This is a genomic window from Micromonospora sp. HK10, from assembly GCF_000982955.1.
Classification (GTDB): domain Bacteria; phylum Actinomycetota; class Actinomycetes; order Mycobacteriales; family Micromonosporaceae; genus Micromonospora.
The window spans coordinates 18,140-34,624 of sequence record NZ_KQ058772.1 but is presented as its reverse complement, the minus strand read 5'-3'; the positions used below and the strand labels follow the sequence as shown (position 1 = coordinate 34,624).

Sequence of the window (16,485 nt, the reverse complement as noted above, 5' to 3'; positions counted from 1 at the left end):
GCCGGGTCCGTTCCCGTCCCGCGCCGGCGCGCCGGCCGGCTCGACCCGATCCGGTACCACGACCCGGCAGATGCCGCGCCGCGACTGGTAAATCCGGCACCGCCGGCTGACAGATCCGGCAGCGCGCTCCGGCAGATCGGTGCGGCGCTCCGGCAGATCCGGCCGCAGCACCCGGCCGGCCCGGGACGACCCCGTTCCGCCGCCCGGCCGCGCCAACTCAGCCCGCCTTGACCGCCGCCTCGACGCCGGCCGCGATCCGCGCCACGTCCGCCTCGTCGGTGACGTACGGCGGCATGGTGTAGACCAGGTCTCGGAACGGCCGCAGCCAGACGCCCTGAGCGGCCGCGGCGGCGGTCGCCCGGGGAACGTCCACCTCGTGGTCCAACTGGACCACCCCGATCGCGCCGAGCACCCGCACGTCGGCCACCCCGGGCGCGCCGCGCAGCGGCTCCAGGCCGGCCCGCAGGCCCGCGGAGATCCCCGCCACCCGCCCGGCCCAGTCCCCGGCCCGCAGCAGGCCCAGCGAGGCGTTGGCCACCGCGCAGGCCAGCGGGTTGCCCATGAAGGTCGGCCCGTGCGCCAGCACCCCGTCGGCGGAGATGCCGCGGGCCACCTCGGCGGTGCAGAGGGCGGCGGCCAGGGTGAGGTACCCGCCGGTGAGCGCCTTGCCGACGCAGAGCACGTCCGGGGCCACCCCGGCGTGCTCGGCGGCGAACATCGTCCCGGTCCGGCCGAACCCGGTGGCGATCTCGTCGAAGACCAGCAGGATGCCGTGCGCCCGGGTCGCCTCGCGCAGCACCCGCAGGTAGTGCGGGTGGTGGAAACGCATGCCCCCGGCGCCCTGCACCACCGGTTCGACGATCACCGCGGCCAGCTCGTCGGCGTGCCGCTCGACCGCGTCCACCAGCGCCGCCTCGTACGCCGGGTCGGGCGGGGTGTCGAAGCCGGCCGGCGGCACCGGCGCGAAGACCTGCCGGGGCAACACGTCCCCCCAGAGGTGGTGCATGCCGCCCTCGGGATCACAGACGCTCATCGGGTGGAAGGTGTCGCCGTGGTAGCCGCCCCGCCAGGTGCCCAACCGGTGGCGCTCCGGCCGGCCGGTGGCCCGCTGGTACTGCAGGCACATCTTCACCGCCACCTCGACGCTGACCGACCCGGAGTCGGCCAGGAAGACGTGCTCCATTCCGTCCGGGGCCAGCTCGACCAGGGTGCGGGCCAGGCGTACCGCGGGCTCGTGGGTGAGCCCGCCGAACATCACGTGACTCATCCGGCCGAGCTGGTCGGCGACCGCGGCGTCCAGCACCGGGTGCCGGTAGCCGTGGATCGCCGCCCACCAGGACGACATGCCGTCCACCAGCTCCCGACCGTCGGCCAGCCGCAGCCGCACCCCCGCGGCGCTCTCCACCAGGTACGGCGGGCTGGCCGGCGGCAGCGCCGCGTACGGGTGCCAGACGTGCCGGCGGTCGGCGGCCAGGATCTCCTCGGGCGTCACGGTGCTCCTTCCTGGGGTCCGGGCGGGCCGACGGTCAACGCCGGGCGGCCACCCGGGCGACCGAGCGGACCAGGGCCGGGCCCCGGTAGATGAAACCGGTGTAGAGCTGCACCAGGCTCGCGCCGGCGTCGAACATCCGGGCGGCGTCGTCCGGGTCGAGGATGCCGCCCACGCCGATCACCGGCAGCCGGCCGCCGGTCTCCCGGTGCACGAAGGCGACCACCTCGCGGGCGCGGCCGGTCAGCGGGCGCCCGGAGAGGCCACCGGTCTCCGCGCCGCGCGCCCGGTCGGCCGGCGCGAGCCCGTCCCGGCCCAGCGTGGTGTTGGTGGCGATCACCCCGGCCGCACCCCGGTCGAGGCAGACCTCCAGCAGCTCGGCGATGGCCGGCTCGGAGAGGTCCGGGGCGATCTTCACCAGCACCGGCTTCTCCCCCACCAGGGCGGCGAGCAGCGCGTCCAGGTGGGCCCGGTCCTGAAGGGACCGCAGGCCGGGGGTGTTCGGTGAGGACACGTTGACCGCGAAGTAGTCACCGTGGCCGCGCAGCGCCCGGTACGAGGTCAGGTAGTCCTCGACCGCCTCGTCCAGCGGGGTCACCTTGGACTTGCCGAGCGAGATCCCCAGCGGTACGCCGATCGGGCGCGGCAGCGCCGCCAGCCGGGCCGCGAGGGCGTCGGCGCCGGCGTTGTTGAAGCCCATCCGGTTCACCACGGCCGCGCTGTCGCGCAGCCGGAACAGCCGGGGCCGCGGGTTGCCCGGCTGGGCGTGCGCGGTGACCGTGCCCACCTCGACGAAGCCGAACCCGAGCGCCGGCCAGGCCGGCAGCGCCACCCCGTTCTTGTCCATGCCGGCAGCCAGCCCCACCGGGTTGGGGAACCGCACCCCGAACACGGTGCGCGGCGCGGACCGGAAGTATCGCGCACGCAGCGCCGCGAGAGCGGCCGGCCGCCGGGCGAGCCCCGCCAGCCGGGCCAGCGTCCACTCGTGCGCCGCCTCCGCGTCCCCGCCCCCGATCCGGAACAGCCCTGGCCGAACGACCTGCTCAAAGAGCACGCCGCACCCCCCGCCCTCGCCCGCGGCCGTCGATCATGGCGGTGTTGCCGGCCGCCTCGGCGTATCGCGGCAACACCCTCATGCTCAACGCGTGCGGGGCGGTCACTCGCCGGCCCGGAGGGCGGCGTGCAGGTCCTGGAGGGGACGCACCCGCAGGTCGCCGTTGATCCTCGCCTCGATGCCCATGACCGCGGCGGCGGCGCCGGGGACCGTGGTGATGCACGGGATGTCGGCCGTCACGGCGGCGCTGCGGATCTCGTAGCCGTCGGAGCGGGCGCTCGCGCCGGAGCCCTGCGGGGTGTTCACCACCAGCGCCACGTCGCCGCCGAGGATCAGCGACACCGCGTCCTCGCCCGCACCCGACTCGTAGTGCTTGCGGATCTGCTCGCAGGCGATCCCGTGCCGGCGCAGCACCTCGGCCGTGCCGGTGGTGGCCACGATCTCGAAACCCAGGTCGGCCAGGCGCTTGATCGGGAAGATCATGCCGCGCTTGTCCCGGTTGGCCACCGAGACGAAGATCTTCCCGGCGGTCGGCAGCGACCCGTACGCGGCCGCCTGCGACTTGGCGAAGGCCTGGCCGAAGCCGGTGTCGATGCCCATCACCTCGCCGGTGGACTTCATCTCCGGGCCGAGCAGCACGTCGATGCCCTTGCCCGACGGGGTGCGGAACCGCTTGAACGGCAGCACCGCCTCCTTGACCGCGATCGGGGCGTCGGCCGGCATGGTGCCCCCGTCGCCGGTCGGCGGCAGCATCCGCTCGGCGCGCAGCTCGGCGAGGGTGGCGCCGAGCGCGATCCGGGCCGCCGCCTTGGCCAGCGGCACCGCCGTGGCCTTGGAGACGAACGGCACGGTCCGGGACGCGCGGGGATTGGCCTCCAGCACGTAGAGCATGTCGCCCTGGAGCGCGTACTGGACGTTGAGCAGGCCCTTCACCCCGATGCCCCGGGCGATCGCCTCGGTGTAGCGGCGGACCTGGTCCAGGTGCGAGCCGGCCAGGGTGATCGGCGGCAGGGCGCAGGACGAGTCGCCGGAGTGGATGCCGGCCTCCTCGATGTGCTCCATCACCCCGCCCAGGTAGACGTCGCCGTCGGCGTCGACCAGCGCGTCCACGTCGATTTCGATGGCGTCGTCGAGGAAGCGGTCCACCAGCACCGGGTGGTCGGGTGAGATGTCGGTGGCCCGGCCGATGTAGTCGCGCAGGGTGGCGTCGTCGTAGACGATCTCCATGCCCCGCCCGCCCAGCACGTACGACGGGCGGACCAGCACCGGGTAGCCGATCTCGTCGGCGATCGCCTTGGCCTCGTCGTACGAGGTGGCCATGCCGTGCGCCGGGGCGCGCAGCCCGGCCCGGGCCAGCACCGCACCGAACGCGCCGCGCTCCTCGGCCAGGTGGATCGACTCCGGGGAGGTGCCGACGATCGGCACCCCGGCGTTCTTGAGCCGCTGGGCCAGGCCGAGCGGGGTCTGCCCGCCGAGCTGGACGATCACCCCGACCACGCCCGGGCCGCCGGCCGCCCGGCCGGAGGTGTCCTCGGCGTGCCACACCTCCAGGACGTCCTCGAAGGTCAGCGGCTCGAAGTAGAGCCGGTCGGCGGTGTCGTAGTCGGTGGAGACGGTCTCCGGGTTGCAGTTGACCATGACGGTCTCGTAGCCGACCCCACCGGCACCGGACGCGGCGGTGCCGATCGGCGCGCTCCGCAGCGCCTGCACGGCGTGCACGCAGGAGTAGTCGAACTCGATGCCCTGCCCGATCCGGTTCGGCCCGGAGCCCAGGATGAGCACCTTGGGCCGGGCCGAGGGCGCCACCTCGGTCTCCTGGTCGTACGTCGAGTAGTGGTAGGGCGTGGTCGCCTCGAACTCGGCGGCGCAGGTGTCCACGGTCTTGTAGACCGGCCGGATGCCCAGCCGGTGTCGCAGGGTGCGTACCCCGTCCTCGGCGGCCAGTTCCGGGCGGAGCGCGGCGAGCTGCCGGTCGGACAGGCCGGCCCGCTTGGCCCGGCGCAGCAGGTCGGCGTCGAGCACCGGGGCGTCGACGATCTCCGCGCGCAGCTCCACCAGGGCGGCGATCTGGTCCAGGAACCAGGGGTCCATCCCGCCGGAGGCCTCGGCCACCTCGGCGATGGAGGCGCCCAGGCGCAGCGCCCGCTCGACGGTGTAGAGCCGGCCGTCGTGCGGCATCCGCAACGCGGCCAGGGTGTTCTGCCGCGTCGCGCCCGCCGGGTCGGGGACGGTCCAGAAACCGGCTGACTTGGTTTCCATCGAGCGCATCGCCTTGTTCAGCGCCTCGGTGAAGTTGCGGCCCAGGCTCATCGCCTCGCCGACCGACTTCATCGTGGTGGTCAGCTCCGGGTCCGCGCCGGCGAACTTCTCGAACGCGAACCGGGGGATCTTCACCACCACGTAGTCGAGCGTCGGCTCGAACGCGGCCGGCGTCTTGAGCGTGATGTCGTTGGGGATCTCGTCCAGCGTGTAGCCGATGGCCAGCTTCGCCGCGATCTTGGCGATCGGGAAGCCGGTGGCCTTCGACGCCAGCGCCGAGGAGCGGGACACCCGGGGGTTCATCTCGATCACGACGATCCGGCCGTCGGCCGGGTTGACCGCGAACTGGATGTTGCAGCCGCCGGTGTCCACCCCGACCTCGCGCAGCACCGCGATGCCCAGGTCGCGCAGCCGCTGGTACTCCCGGTCGGTCAGGGTCATCGCCGGCGCCACGGTGACGCTGTCGCCGGTGTGCACGCCCATCGGGTCGACGTTCTCGATCGAGCAGACCACCACCACGTTGTCGTGGCGGTCGCGCATGAGTTCGAGCTCGTACTCCTTCCAGCCGAGCACGCTCTCCTCGATGAGCACCTCGTGCACCGGGCTGGCGGCCAGGCCGGCGCCGGCGATGCGCTCCAGGTCCTCGTCGGTGTGCGCCATGCCGGACCCGAGCCCGCCCATGGTGAACGACGGCCGGATCACCACCGGCAAGCCCAGCTCGGCGACGGTGTCCCGCACCTCGTCCATCGAGTGGCAGACCCGCGAGCGCGGGGTCAGCGTCGACGGGTCGGCCAGCCCGAGGCGTACGCCCGCCTTGGCCACGATGTCCTTGAACAGCTGCCGGTCCTCGCCCCGGTTGATGGCGTCGATGTTGGCGCCGATCAGCTCGACGCCGTACTTCTCCAGCACGCCCGCCTCGTGCAGGGCGACCGCCGTGTTCAGCGCGGTCTGCCCGCCGAGGGTGGGCAGCAGCGCGTCGGGGCGCTCCTTGGCGATGACCAGTTCGACGAACTCCGGGGTGATCGGCTCGACGTACGTGGCGTCGGCGAACTCCGGGTCGGTCATGATCGTCGCCGGGTTGGAGTTGACCAGGCTGACCCGGATCCCCTCGCTGCGCAGCACCCGGCAGGCCTGGGTGCCGGAGTAGTCGAACTCGCAGGCCTGTCCGATCACGATCGGCCCGGAGCCGATCACCAGCACGTGCTTCAGGTCGCTCCGCTTTGGCATCACTTACCGCCTTCGATGAGCTCGGCGAAACGGTCGAAGAGGTAGTCCGCGTCGTGCGGGCCCGCCGCCGCCTCCGGGTGGTACTGGACGGTGAAGGCGGGCACATCCATGGCCCGCAGCCCTTCGACCACGTTGTCGTTGAGGCAGACGTGCGACACCTGGACGCCGCCGAACTCCGTGTCGATCACCCGGTCCGGCACGACCGCGCCGTCGCCGGCCCCCGGCACCTGCACCGCGAAGCCGTGGTTGTGGCTGGTCACCTCGACCTTGCCGGTGGCCCGGTCGAGCACCGGCTGGTTGATGCCGCGGTGGCCGTACCCGAGCTTGTAGGTGCCGAAGCCGAGCGCCCGGCCGAGGATCTGGCTGCCGAAGCAGATGCCGAACAGCGGGATCCGCCGGCCCAGCACCTCCCGGGCCAGCGCCACCGGGCCGTCGGCGGTCGCCGGGTCACCCGGGCCGGGCGAGAAGAAGACCGCGTCCGCGCCGGTGGCCAGCAGGTCCTCGATCGTCGACCCGGCGGGCAGCACGTGGGTGGTGACGCCGCGGGCGGCGAGCCGGCGCGGCACGTTGCGCTTGATGCCGAGGTCCACCGCGGCCACCGTGAACCGGTGCGCGCCGACGGCCTCGACGACGTACGGCTCGGCGGTGGTCACCTCGGCGGACAGGTTCGCGCCGACCATCTGCGGCGCCTGGCGGACCCGGTCCAGCAGGCCCTGCGGATCGGTGTCCACGCTGGAGATGCCCACCCGCATGGCGCCCCGCTCGCGCAGGTGCCGGGTGAGCGCCCGGGTGTCCACCCCGCTGATGCCCACCACGCCCTCGGTGGCGAGCCGGTCCTCCAGCGAGCCGGTGGCCCGCCAGTTCGAGCTGATCCGGGCCGGGTCGCGGACCACGTAGCCGGCCACCCAGATCCGGGCGGACTCGTCGTCCTCGGCGTTGACGCCCGTGTTGCCGATGTGCGGCGCGGTCTGCACCACGACCTGCCGGTGGTACGAGGGGTCGGTGAGGGTCTCCTGGTAGCCGGTCATGCCGGTGTTGAAGACCGCCTCGCCGAAGGTCTCTCCGACGCTGCCGTACGCCTCGCCGTGGAAGGTGCGCCCGTCCTCGAGAACGAGGATCGCTGAACGCCTGCGACTCACTTGACTGCCTTTCCGTCCAGGACCGTCGGCTCGCCGCGCAGGAAGGTCGCCACGATGCGACCCGGCAGCGTCATGCGGGCGTACGGGGTGTTGCGGCTGCGGCTGGCCAGCTCCGCCGGCTCGATGACGCGACGAGCGGCCGGGTCGACCAGGGTCAGGTTCGCCGGCACGCCGGGTGCCGGGTCGAGGCCGTGCGAGTCCAGCCCGGCGATCCGGGCCGGGGCGCGGGACATCCGCTCGGCGATCAGGTCCCACTGCGGGCCGAGCACGTCCAGCGCGATGGAGAGGGCGGTCTCCAGGCCGAGCATGCCCGGCCTGGCGTACGCCCATTCGCACTCCTTGTCCTCCACGGCGTGCGGGGCGTGGTCGGTGGCGATGATGTCGATCACCCCGTCGGCGAGCGCGGCCCGCAGCGCGGCGATGTCGGTGGCGGTGCGCAGCGGCGGGTTGACCTTGAAGACGGGGTCGTAACTGGCTGCCTTCTCGTCGGTCAGCAGGAGGTGGTGCGGCGTCACCTCGGCGGTGACCCGTACCCCGCGCGTCTTGGCCTGACGCAGCACCTCGACGCTGCCGGCGGTGGAGACGTGGCAGATGTGCAGCCGGCTGCCCACGTGCTCGGCCAGCAGCACGTCCCGGGCGATGATCGCCTCCTCGGCCACGGCCGGCCAGCCGGCCAGCCCGAGCCGGGTGGAGACCTCCCCCTCGTGCATCTGCGCGCCCTCGGTGAGCCGGGGCTCCTCGGCGTGCTGGGCGACCACCCCGTCGAAGGCCTTCACGTACTCCAGCGCCCGGCGCATCAGCCGCGGGTCGGCCACGCAGTGCCCGTCGTCGGAGAAGATCCGCACCCGGGCGGCGGAGTCGGCCATCGCGCCCAGCTCGGCCAGGCGCTCACCGGCCAGGCCGACGGTGACCGCGCCGATCGGCTGCACGTCGACCAGCCCGGCCTCCCGGCCGAGCCGCCAGACCTGCTCGACCACACCGGCCGTGTCGGCCACCGGCGAGGTGTTCGCCATCGCGCAGACCGCCGTGTAGCCGCCCAGCGCCGCCGCCCGGGAGCCGGACTCCACGGTCTCGGCGTCCTCGCGGCCCGGCTCGCGCAGGTGGGTGTGCAGGTCGACCAGGCCGGGCAGGGCCACCAGGCCGGTGGCGTCGAGCACCGTGGCGTCCGGCGCGGTCAGCCCCGCGCCGGCCTCCGCCACCAGGCCGTCGCGGATGAGCAGGTCGGTCGGCTCCGCGCCGACCACGCTGACGTTCCTGATCAGGTACGCGGTCACCGGTTGTTCCCTCCGAGCAGCAGGTAGAGCACGGCCATCCGCACGGAGACCCCGTTGGCGACCTGTTCGACGATGGTGGAGCGGGGCGAGTCGGCCACCTCGGCGGTGATCTCCATGCCCCGGTTCATCGGGCCCGGGTGCATGACGATCGCGTGCTCGGGCAGCCGGCGCATCCGTGGCCCGTCCAGCCCGTAGCGGCGGGCGTACTCGCGGGCCGAGGGGAAGTAGGAGTCGCCCATCCGCTCGCGCTGCACCCGCAGCATCATCACCACGTCCACACCCGGTAGAACGGCGTCGAGGTCGTAGGAGACGTCGGTGCCCGGGGCGAGCGCCTGCGGGATGTCGACCGGGATGAGGGTCGGCGGGCCGACCAGGGTGACCTTGGCGCCGAGGGTGGAGAGCAGCAGCACGTTGGAGCGGGCCACCCGGGAGTGCAGCACGTCGCCCACGATCGCCACGTGCAGGCCGGCCAGCCGGCCCAGCCGGGCCCGCATGGTGTACGCGTCGAGCAGCGCCTGGGTGGGGTGCTCGTGGGTGCCGTCGCCGGCGTTGACCACCGAGCCGTCGACCCAGTTGGCCAGCCGGTGCGGGGCGCCCGAGGCGGGGTGCCGGACGACCACCGCGTCGGCCCCCATGGCCTGCAGGGTCAGCGCGGTGTCCTTCAGGCTCTCGCCCTTGGTCACGCTGGAGCCCTTGGCCGAGAAGTTGATCACGTCGGCGCTGAGCCGCTTGGCGGCCGCCTCGAACGAGATCCGGGTCCGGGTGGAGTCCTCGTAGAAGAGGTTCACCACGGTCCGGCCGCGCAGCGCGGGCAGCTTCTTGACCTCGCGCCCGGCCACGGTGGCCATCTCGGCGGCGGTGTCCAGGATCTGGGTGGCGGTGGCCGCGTCCAGGTCGGCCCCGGAGAGCAGGTGCCTGATCATGAGGTGGTCCCCCCGTACAGCCTGACCTCGTCGGCGCCGTCGGTCTCGGCGAGGGTGACCTTCACGCTCTCGGCGAGCGCGGTCGGGATGTTCTTGCCGACGTAGTCGGCGCGGATCGGCAGCTGGCGGTGGCCGCGGTCGACCAGCACGGCGAGCTGCACGGAGGCCGGGCGGCCGACGTCACTGAGCGCGTCGAGGGCGGCCCGCACGGTGCGGCCGGAGAAGAGCACGTCGTCGACGAGGACGACCCGCTTGCCGTCGATGCCGCCGGGCGGCAGGTCGGTCGGGCCGACCGCGCGGGTGGCGTGCCGGCGCAGATCGTCGCGGTAGAGCGTGATGTCGAGCACGCCGACCGGGACGGTCACGTCCTCGAAGGTGCTGATCCGGGCGGCGAGGCGGCGGGCCAGCGGCACGCCCCGGGTGGGGATGCCGAGCAGCACGGTGTCGGCGGCGCCCTGGGTCTTCTCCAGGATCTGGTGGGCGATGCGGTCGACCACCCGCGACACGTCGGCGGAGGCGAGGATCACCTTCACCGAGGGTTGTCGCGGCGGCGACGGTGACTGGGCAGCCGGTGGGTAGGCCACGGCGGACCTCCTTCCCCGCCTCACGGGACGGGTCGTTAAAGGACGTCTGGTCTTCCGGCGGACCGGGTACGGCCCGGACCGGGGCTGCACGCCACGTTACCAGCGGTCACCGGGGTGGCCGTCGCCGGTACTGACCGCCGGGTCAGCCCGGAGAAATGCGGACAACCCACACCGGCGCTCCCGACCGGGTCGCCTCGAACACTTGACCACGTGTCGCAATCCCCGTACCGTCACGCTCCGTAGCGATAGCTGGGAGAACCCCGAGCAGCACTGGGAGTGTCCGAATGCCCTCTGAATACGCCAAGTCGCTGGGCGCCCGCCTGCGCTCCATCCGCCAGCAGCAGGGCCTGTCCCTGCAGGGGGTGGAGGAGAAGTCGAACGGGCGGTGGAAGGCCGTGGTGGTCGGCTCGTACGAGCGCGGCGACCGGGCCGTCACCGTGTCCCGCCTGGCGGAGCTGGCCGAGTTCTACCGCGTTCCCGTCTCGGAGCTGCTCCCCGACGGCAGCGGGGTGCGCCACGAGCCGACCAGCAAGATCGTCCTGGACCTGGAGCGGCTCTACGACGAGGCCTCCGAGGACCTCGCCTACGTGGCCCGGTACGCGCGTGCCATCCAGCAGCAGCGCGGTGACTACAACGGCCGGGTGCTCTCCATCCGCGCCGACGACCTGCGCGCCCTCGCGATCGTCTACGACGCCTCGCCGTCGGGCCTGATCGAGCGGCTCACCGAGCACGGTGTGCTGGTCGCCGACCCGCGCGCGTTCTTCGCGTCCTGACCCACCTGTCGCAGACGAAAGGGCCCGTGCCGTCCGGCACGGGCCCTTTCGTCGCGTCCTGCCCCGTACCGTCCGGCACGGGCCTTCGTCGCGTTCCGGGCCGCGCCGTCCGGCACGGGTCCCTCGTCGCGTTCCGGGCCGCGCCGTCCGGCACGGGTCCGCTGCCGGGGTCGCTCAGCGGGTGGCGTACTCGGCGATCCGGCCGAGCAGGCCGTTGAGGAAGCGCGGCGAGTCGTCGGTCGACATCTGCCGGGCCAGCTCGACAGCCTCGCTGATCGCCACCGCGTCGTCGATCTCGTCGACGTAGAGCAACTCGTAGACCGCGATCCGGGCCAGGTTGCGGTCGACCACCGGCATCCGGTCCAGCGTCCAACCCTCGGCGTAGCTGGCGATCACCTCGTCGATCCGGTCCAGGTGCGCCGCGACGCCCTCGACCAGCCCCACCGCGTAGCCGAGGTGCTCCGGGTGGGGCTTCTCGATCCGCTCGAGGTAGCCAGCGAGCACCTCGACCGGGGGCCGGTCCCGCAGATCGGCCTCGAAAAGCACGTCCAGCGCCCGCTTGCGCGCCTTGCGACGCGCCGGCATCTGCTGCTTGGGACCCTCAGCCATCAGGCGCGGCCGAGGTAACGGCCGTCGCGGGTGTCGACCTTGATCTTCTCGCCGGTGGTGATGAAGAGCGGCACCTGCACGGTCGCGCCGGTCTCGACGGTGGCCGGCTTGTTGCCGCCGGTCGACCGGTCGCCCTGCAGACCCGGCTCGGTGTAGGTGACTTCGAGCACCACGGAGGTGGGCAGCTCGATGTAGAGCGGCACGCCCTCGTGGGTGGCGACGGTCGCCTCGGCCTCGGGGAGGAGGTAGTTGGCGGCCTCGGCGACGGTGCCGCCGGGGACGGTGATCTGGTCGAACGTCTCCAGATCCATGAAGACGAAGTCCTCGCCGTCGGCGTAGAGGTACTGCATGGTGCGCTTGTCTACGGTCGCGGTCTCGACCTTCGTGCCCGCGTTGAAGGTCTTGTCGACCACCTTCCCGGACAGCACGTTCTTCAGCGTGGTACGCACGAATGCGCCACCCTTACCGGGCTTGACGTGCTGGAACTCGACGACGGCCCAGAGTTCGCCGTCGAGGTTGAGCACCAGGCCGTTCTTCAGGTCGTTGGTGGTGGCCATTTCCTGCCTTGATCATCAATTGGCGGACAGACCCACGAAGTCTACTAGCTGTGTCGAACCGGGTCCGGCGCGCTACGCGCCCGCCCGGCTGTCCCGCCCAGCGCCGGCACCCCGGCGGTGAGTGACATCACTCAGCGCAACCGCACGCCGCCCCTCCCACCCCACCCGTCGGTCCCTTTGCTCTGCAGCCACCCGCGCAACACTCGACGCTGAGTGAGGGCTGCGCCGATGGCTGCAGAGCGGGCCGACCGGGTCGGCGCAGGTCGGCGGGGTGGTGCGCCGATGGCTGCAGAGCAAAGGCGGCAACCAGCCCTGGCGGCGAGCGCCAGGGCTGGCCACGCAGTGTGACGAATAGCAGGGTTACGGAGAGCGACCGTCGCCGTCGGGCTGGCGGGCGCGAGCGGCCGTTGCCGTGGACGGTACGCCGGCCGGCTGGACGGCCGCCGGTCAGGCGCGGAGGTCCGGCCGGGCCGCCAGGTGGTGCAGGGCCAGCCGGTAGCCGTCCACGCCGAGGCCGCAGATCACCCCGGTGGCCACCGCGGAGACCACCGAGTGGTGCCGGAACTCCTCCCGGGCGTGGATGTTGGAGATGTGCACCTCGACCAGCGGGCCACGGAGCATCGCGCAGGCGTCCCGGACGGCGATCGAGTAGTGCGACCAGGCGGCCGGGTTGAGCACCACGGCCGCGCCCTCGTCGGCCGCCTCGTGCAGCCAGCCCAGCAGCTCGTGCTCGGCGTCGGTCTGCCGGACCACCACCTCCAGCCCGAGCTCCCGGCCGGCGTCCACACACATGGTCACCAGATCGGCGTAGCTGGTCGCCCCGTACACGTCGACCTGGCGGGTGCCGAGCCGGCCCAGGTTCGGCCCGTTGAGCACGTACACCTTCACGAGCTGATCTCTCGGTACGCCTCGTGCAGCAGCTCGTCCGGCGGGCCCTCCAGGATCGCCGGCCGGGCCAGCCCGTCCAGCACCACGAAGCGCAACGTGTTCCCCCGGGCCTTCTTGTCCACCCGCATCGCGGCCAGCAGCTCCGGCCAGGCGTCGGCCCGGTAGCCGGTGGGCAGGTCGAGGGCCGCCACCACCGCCCGGTGCCGCTCGGCGGTGGCCGCGTCGAGCCGGCCGGCGAGCCGGGCCAGGGTGGCGGCGTAGACCAGCCCCACCGCGACGGCGTGCCCGTGCCGCCAGCGGTAGCCCTCCACCTTCTCGATGGCGTGCGCCAGGGTGTGCCCGTAGTTGAGCACCTCGCGTACCCCGGACTCGCGCAGGTCGCCGGAGACCACGCCGGCCTTGACCCGCACCGCCCGTTCGATCAGCTCGCGGGCCACCGGCCCGGTCGGGTCCAGCGCGGCGGCCGGGTCCCGCTCGACGAGGTCCAGGATCACCGGGTCGGCGATGAACCCGCACTTGACCACCTCGGCCATTCCGGCGGCCAGGTCGGCCGGGGGCAGGCTGTCCAGGGTCGCCAGGTCGCAGATCACCCCGGCCGGCGGGTGGAAGGCGCCGACCAGGTTCTTGCCGGCGGCGGTGTTTATCCCGGTCTTGCCGCCGACGGCGGCGTCCACCATGCCGAGCAGCGAGGTGGCCACCGGCACCCAGCGCACCCCGCGCAGCCAGCAGGCCGCCACGAACCCGGCCAGGTCGGTGACCGCGCCGCCGCCCACCCCGACCACCGCGTCGGTACGGGTGAAGCCGGCCGCGCCGAGCCGGTCCCAGCAGGCCGCCGCCACGTCCACGTGCTTGCCCGCCTCGGCGTCCGGCACCTCGATCAGCAGCGGCGCCACGCCGGCCGCGCGCACGCGCTCGGCCAGCCTGTCGGCCAGGCCCTTCAGCGGCGGCGCGTGCAGGAAGGCGATCCGCTCCGCGCCGGGCAGCAGGCGGGGCGGCGGGTCGAGCAGGTCACGTCCCACGAGTACGTCGTACGGCCGCTCGCCGCCGACCGGGATCCGGGTCACCTCGTCCATCGCCGGCAGCCTAGTCCAGCGGCCGCTCCTGGCGGGGCGACTGTCCACTCCGTGGGGCGTTTGCCCGGCCCGACCGACGGGTACGGCGGCCGGATGAGCGAGCGGACCCGACACCTGACCGAGCCGGAGACCGCGACGAGCATCCGGGTCCCCGCCACGATCCTCGGTATCGGCCTGGGCGGCTTCGTCGACGGCATCCTCCTGCACCAGGTCTTCCAGTGGCACCACATGCTCAGCAGCACCGCCACCGACCGGGTGGGGATCAAGGACTATCCGGTCGACACCGTGCCGGGGCTGCAGATGAACACGGTGTGGGACGGCCTGTTCCACGTCGTCACCTGGGTGGCGGTGCTGACCGGGCTGGCCCTGCTCTACGCCCGGGTGACCCGCTCCCGCGGCCGGCTCTGGCGCTCCCCGATGCTGTGGGGGTGGGTGCTGGTCGGCTGGGGGCTGTTCAACCTGGTCGAGGGGATCGTCGACCACCACCTGCTCGGCATCCACCACGTCCGCAGCGGCCCGCACCAGACCTGGTGGGACCTCGGGTTCCTCGCGCTCGGCGTGATCCTGATCGCGGTCGGCTGGGCGATCCAGCGCCGGGCCGATGCCGTCGACCTCTGCGCTCCGGAGCGCCGGTGAACCTCGCCCACACCGGGCACGTCGCAGCCGGTGGCTTCCCGGCGTCCGCGCTGGTGCCGGTGGTGGTGTTCTGGGCGTACCTGGCCGCGGCGTTGCGGCTGCGCGACCCGGGCCGACCGGGCTGGCCGCACGCCCGGACGGCGAGTTTCGGGCTGGGCGCGCTGCTGCTGGTGGCCGGGCTGTGCTGGCCCGCCGGCGACTTCGTCGGGCACATGTGGCAGCACCTGCTGATCGGCATGCTTGCGCCGCTGGCGCTGGTGCTCGGCGCGCCGGTGACGCTGCTGCTGCGCACCCTGGACCGGCGTACCGGCCGGGCGCTGGTCCGCCTGCTGCGGCACCCGGTCGCGCGGGTGCTCGGCCATCCGGTGACCGGCCTGCTGCTCAGCGCGGGCGGCCTGTGGCTGCTCTACCTGACCCCGCTGTACCGGGCGACCCTGGACAGCCCGGCCCTGCACGCGCTGGTGAACCTTCATTTCCTGCTCAGCGGCGCCCTGTTCGCCTGGTCGATCGCCGGGCCGGACCCGGGCCCGCACCGCCCGCGGGTGCCGGTGCGGCTGGTGGTGCTCGGTTTCGGGGTCGCCGCGCACGCCACCATCGCCCAACTGCTCTACGCCGGGGTGCTGGTGGACGTGCCGGCCACCGCCGCCGAGCTGCGGGCCGGAGCGACGCTCATGTACTACCTGGGTGACCTGGCCGAGATCGCGCTGGCGCTCGCGCTGCTCGCCACCTGGCGGCCCGAGCCGTCCCGGCGCCGCCGCGCCGCGCGCTCCGCACCGGCGCGGACCGCACAGGTCGGGGCTTGAGTAGCGCCTCACGGCTGAGGCAGCGCCTCACGGCTTGAGCAGCGCCTCACGGCTTGAGCAGCGCCTCAGGGCTTTAGCAGCGCCTCACGGCTTGAGCAGCGCGGCGATCTCGGCGGCCAGCTCCTGCGGGGTGCGCCCGTCGGTCACCACGGTCGCGGTGGCCACCTCGGCGTCTCGGCGGATTACGAACGGGTTCGGGCGTACCCGAGAAATGCCCGCCAGGCACCGGGGACGAAGGTCAACACGGGCCCCTGCCGGTCCTTGCTGTCCCGGACCAGCACCCGACCGGGCAGATTGTCCGCGACCTCGATGCAGTTACCCCCGCCATCGGCGGACCGAATCGACGTCCGCCAGCGCGGGCTGTCGGTGAGGGTCATGGGATCACCTTCAGCTTCGTGATCAGATCAAGCGAGGCCCGCTCGGATAGAGCTTCGCCGAGCAGGCTATCCCACTTACGCCGAATCAGGCGCAACGAGTCCGGGTCGTCGACGACCTGGCCCCGGGCGACGGTTTCCAGATACAGCACCTGCTCGTCAGCGGGCAGGTCCGCCAGAATGAATCCGCTCGCGAGCCCGACGTGCCCGCCGACATCGTTCGGAATGACGTGGATCCAAAGGTGCGGGAGCCGAGCGAGCTCCAACAGGTGCCCGAGCTGCGCATCCAACACCGCGGGGCCGCCGACCGGCCGACGCAGCGCACTCTCGTCCAGGATGGCCACGAGTTCTGGAGGATCGTCCCGGGTCAGTAGGTGCTGCCGCTCCATCCGGACGCTGACCAGCTCGTCCACCTTGTCCGACGGGTTCAAGCCGCCGGCCGAGATGATCGCCCGGGCGTACTCCTCGGTCTGCAGGAGCCCCGGGATCAGGCAGGGTTCGAAGGCGCGCAGCCGCACGGCCTGCGACTCGTAGGAGCGCCAGGTGGCGAACCAGCTCGGCGAGCGTTCCCGGTCGGCCGCCTCCAGCAGCTCCGTCAGCAGGCCACCGGTCTCCAGCACCTGGTCGGCCGCGATCGCGAACTCCCGGGTCGGCCTGCGCCGGCCGGTCTCGATCGCCGCCACCGTGGACGGACTCCACTTGACCAGGCTCGCCATCCGTTCCTGGGAGACGTCCGCACTCGCCCGCGCGGCCTTCAACGCGCGGATCCACATGTCGAAGTCCACCACGACTCCTTTTGCAACCGTGCGAACGCGCTCCGTAG

16 protein-coding genes and 1 pseudogene are annotated in these 16,485 nt (G+C 72.9%); 3 read left to right on the top strand and 14 right to left on the bottom strand.

What is annotated here, in order from left to right; translation table 11 throughout:
* Positions 1-217: 217 nt before the first annotated feature.
* From LQ51_RS10700 to pyrR, 7 genes are all read right to left on the bottom strand, one after another.
* Positions 218-1,492, bottom strand: a complete 1,275-nt coding sequence (locus tag LQ51_RS10700) for an adenosylmethionine--8-amino-7-oxononanoate transaminase (RefSeq protein ID WP_046564631.1) — start codon at positions 1,490-1,492, stop codon at positions 218-220.
* A gap of 34 nt (positions 1,493-1,526) precedes the next feature.
* Entirely contained in the window at positions 1,527-2,543 is a 1,017-nt protein-coding gene (locus LQ51_RS10695) for a quinone-dependent dihydroorotate dehydrogenase (protein WP_046564625.1), read from the bottom strand.
* Between the two features lie 102 nt (positions 2,544-2,645).
* The gene (gene carB, locus LQ51_RS10690; protein ID WP_046564622.1) at positions 2,646-6,029 is read right to left on the bottom strand and encodes a carbamoyl-phosphate synthase large subunit; all 3,384 of its coding nucleotides are present in this window, start codon (positions 6,027-6,029) and stop codon (positions 2,646-2,648) included.
* On the bottom strand, positions 6,029-7,168 hold the full coding sequence (carA, locus tag LQ51_RS10685) for a glutamine-hydrolyzing carbamoyl-phosphate synthase small subunit (RefSeq protein WP_046564620.1): 1,140 nt from the start codon (positions 7,166-7,168) through the stop codon (positions 6,029-6,031). Before carA ends, carB begins: the two co-directional genes overlap by 1 nt.
* The gene (locus tag LQ51_RS10680) at positions 7,165-8,442 is read right to left on the bottom strand and encodes a dihydroorotase (RefSeq protein ID WP_046564618.1); all 1,278 of its coding nucleotides are present in this window, start codon (positions 8,440-8,442) and stop codon (positions 7,165-7,167) included. Before LQ51_RS10680 ends, carA begins: the two co-directional genes overlap by 4 nt.
* A complete protein-coding gene (locus LQ51_RS10675) occupies positions 8,439-9,365 on the bottom strand; it encodes an aspartate carbamoyltransferase catalytic subunit (RefSeq protein WP_046564617.1) in 927 nt (308 codons plus the stop codon). Before LQ51_RS10675 ends, LQ51_RS10680 begins: the two co-directional genes overlap by 4 nt.
* Positions 9,362-9,949, bottom strand: coding sequence for a bifunctional pyr operon transcriptional regulator/uracil phosphoribosyltransferase PyrR (gene pyrR, locus LQ51_RS10670; RefSeq protein WP_046564616.1), 588 nt, complete (start codon positions 9,947-9,949; stop codon positions 9,362-9,364). The genes LQ51_RS10675 and pyrR overlap by 4 nt, the downstream gene beginning before the upstream one ends.
* Before the next feature lie 284 nt (positions 9,950-10,233).
* Between pyrR and LQ51_RS10665 the strand changes: the two genes are divergently transcribed.
* A complete protein-coding gene (locus LQ51_RS10665; protein WP_007458348.1) occupies positions 10,234-10,722 on the top strand; it encodes a transcriptional regulator BldD in 489 nt (162 codons plus the stop codon).
* 174 nt (positions 10,723-10,896) lie between these two features.
* Here the strand turns inward: LQ51_RS10665 and nusB are convergent, their stop codons facing one another.
* From nusB to aroB, 4 genes are all read right to left on the bottom strand, one after another.
* Complete coding sequence (gene nusB, locus LQ51_RS10660; protein WP_197087655.1) at positions 10,897-11,307, bottom strand: transcription antitermination factor NusB; 411 nt, start codon at positions 11,305-11,307, stop codon at positions 10,897-10,899.
* Between the two features lie 23 nt (positions 11,308-11,330).
* Positions 11,331-11,888, bottom strand: a complete 558-nt coding sequence (gene efp / locus LQ51_RS10655; RefSeq protein WP_046564610.1) for an elongation factor P — start codon at positions 11,886-11,888, stop codon at positions 11,331-11,333.
* A 447-nt stretch (positions 11,889-12,335) separates the two neighbouring features.
* On the bottom strand, positions 12,336-12,776 hold the full coding sequence (gene aroQ, locus LQ51_RS10650; protein ID WP_046564608.1) for a type II 3-dehydroquinate dehydratase: 441 nt from the start codon (positions 12,774-12,776) through the stop codon (positions 12,336-12,338).
* Positions 12,773-13,849 carry a 3-dehydroquinate synthase gene (gene aroB / locus LQ51_RS10645; protein ID WP_046564607.1) on the bottom strand — a complete coding sequence of 359 codons (1,077 nt, stop codon included), beginning with the start codon at positions 13,847-13,849 and terminating at the stop codon, positions 12,773-12,775. Before aroB ends, aroQ begins: the two co-directional genes overlap by 4 nt.
* Positions 13,850-13,942: 93 nt before the next feature.
* Between aroB and LQ51_RS10640 the strand changes: the two genes are divergently transcribed.
* The gene (locus LQ51_RS10640; protein ID WP_046564606.1) at positions 13,943-14,485 is read left to right on the top strand and encodes a DUF2243 domain-containing protein; all 543 of its coding nucleotides are present in this window, start codon (positions 13,943-13,945) and stop codon (positions 14,483-14,485) included.
* Positions 14,482-15,288 carry a cytochrome c oxidase assembly protein gene (locus LQ51_RS10635; protein ID WP_046564605.1) on the top strand — a complete coding sequence of 269 codons (807 nt, stop codon included), beginning with the start codon at positions 14,482-14,484 and terminating at the stop codon, positions 15,286-15,288. The genes LQ51_RS10640 and LQ51_RS10635 overlap by 4 nt, the downstream gene beginning before the upstream one ends.
* An 84-nt stretch (positions 15,289-15,372) precedes the next feature.
* On the opposite strand, the pseudogene LQ51_RS34510 reads toward LQ51_RS10635, so the two are convergent.
* The 3 genes and pseudogenes from LQ51_RS34510 to LQ51_RS10625 all read right to left on the bottom strand — a co-directional run.
* A pseudogene (locus LQ51_RS34510) lies at positions 15,373-15,459 on the bottom strand (shikimate kinase); the annotation flags it as partial.
* 11 nt (positions 15,460-15,470) lie between these two features.
* Positions 15,471-15,665, bottom strand: a complete 195-nt coding sequence (locus LQ51_RS10630) for a DUF397 domain-containing protein (RefSeq protein ID WP_046564604.1) — start codon at positions 15,663-15,665, stop codon at positions 15,471-15,473.
* Positions 15,662-16,447 carry a helix-turn-helix domain-containing protein gene (locus LQ51_RS10625; RefSeq protein ID WP_046564815.1) on the bottom strand — a complete coding sequence of 262 codons (786 nt, stop codon included), beginning with the start codon at positions 16,445-16,447 and terminating at the stop codon, positions 15,662-15,664. Before LQ51_RS10625 ends, LQ51_RS10630 begins: the two co-directional genes overlap by 4 nt.
* Positions 16,448-16,485 lie beyond the last annotated feature (38 nt).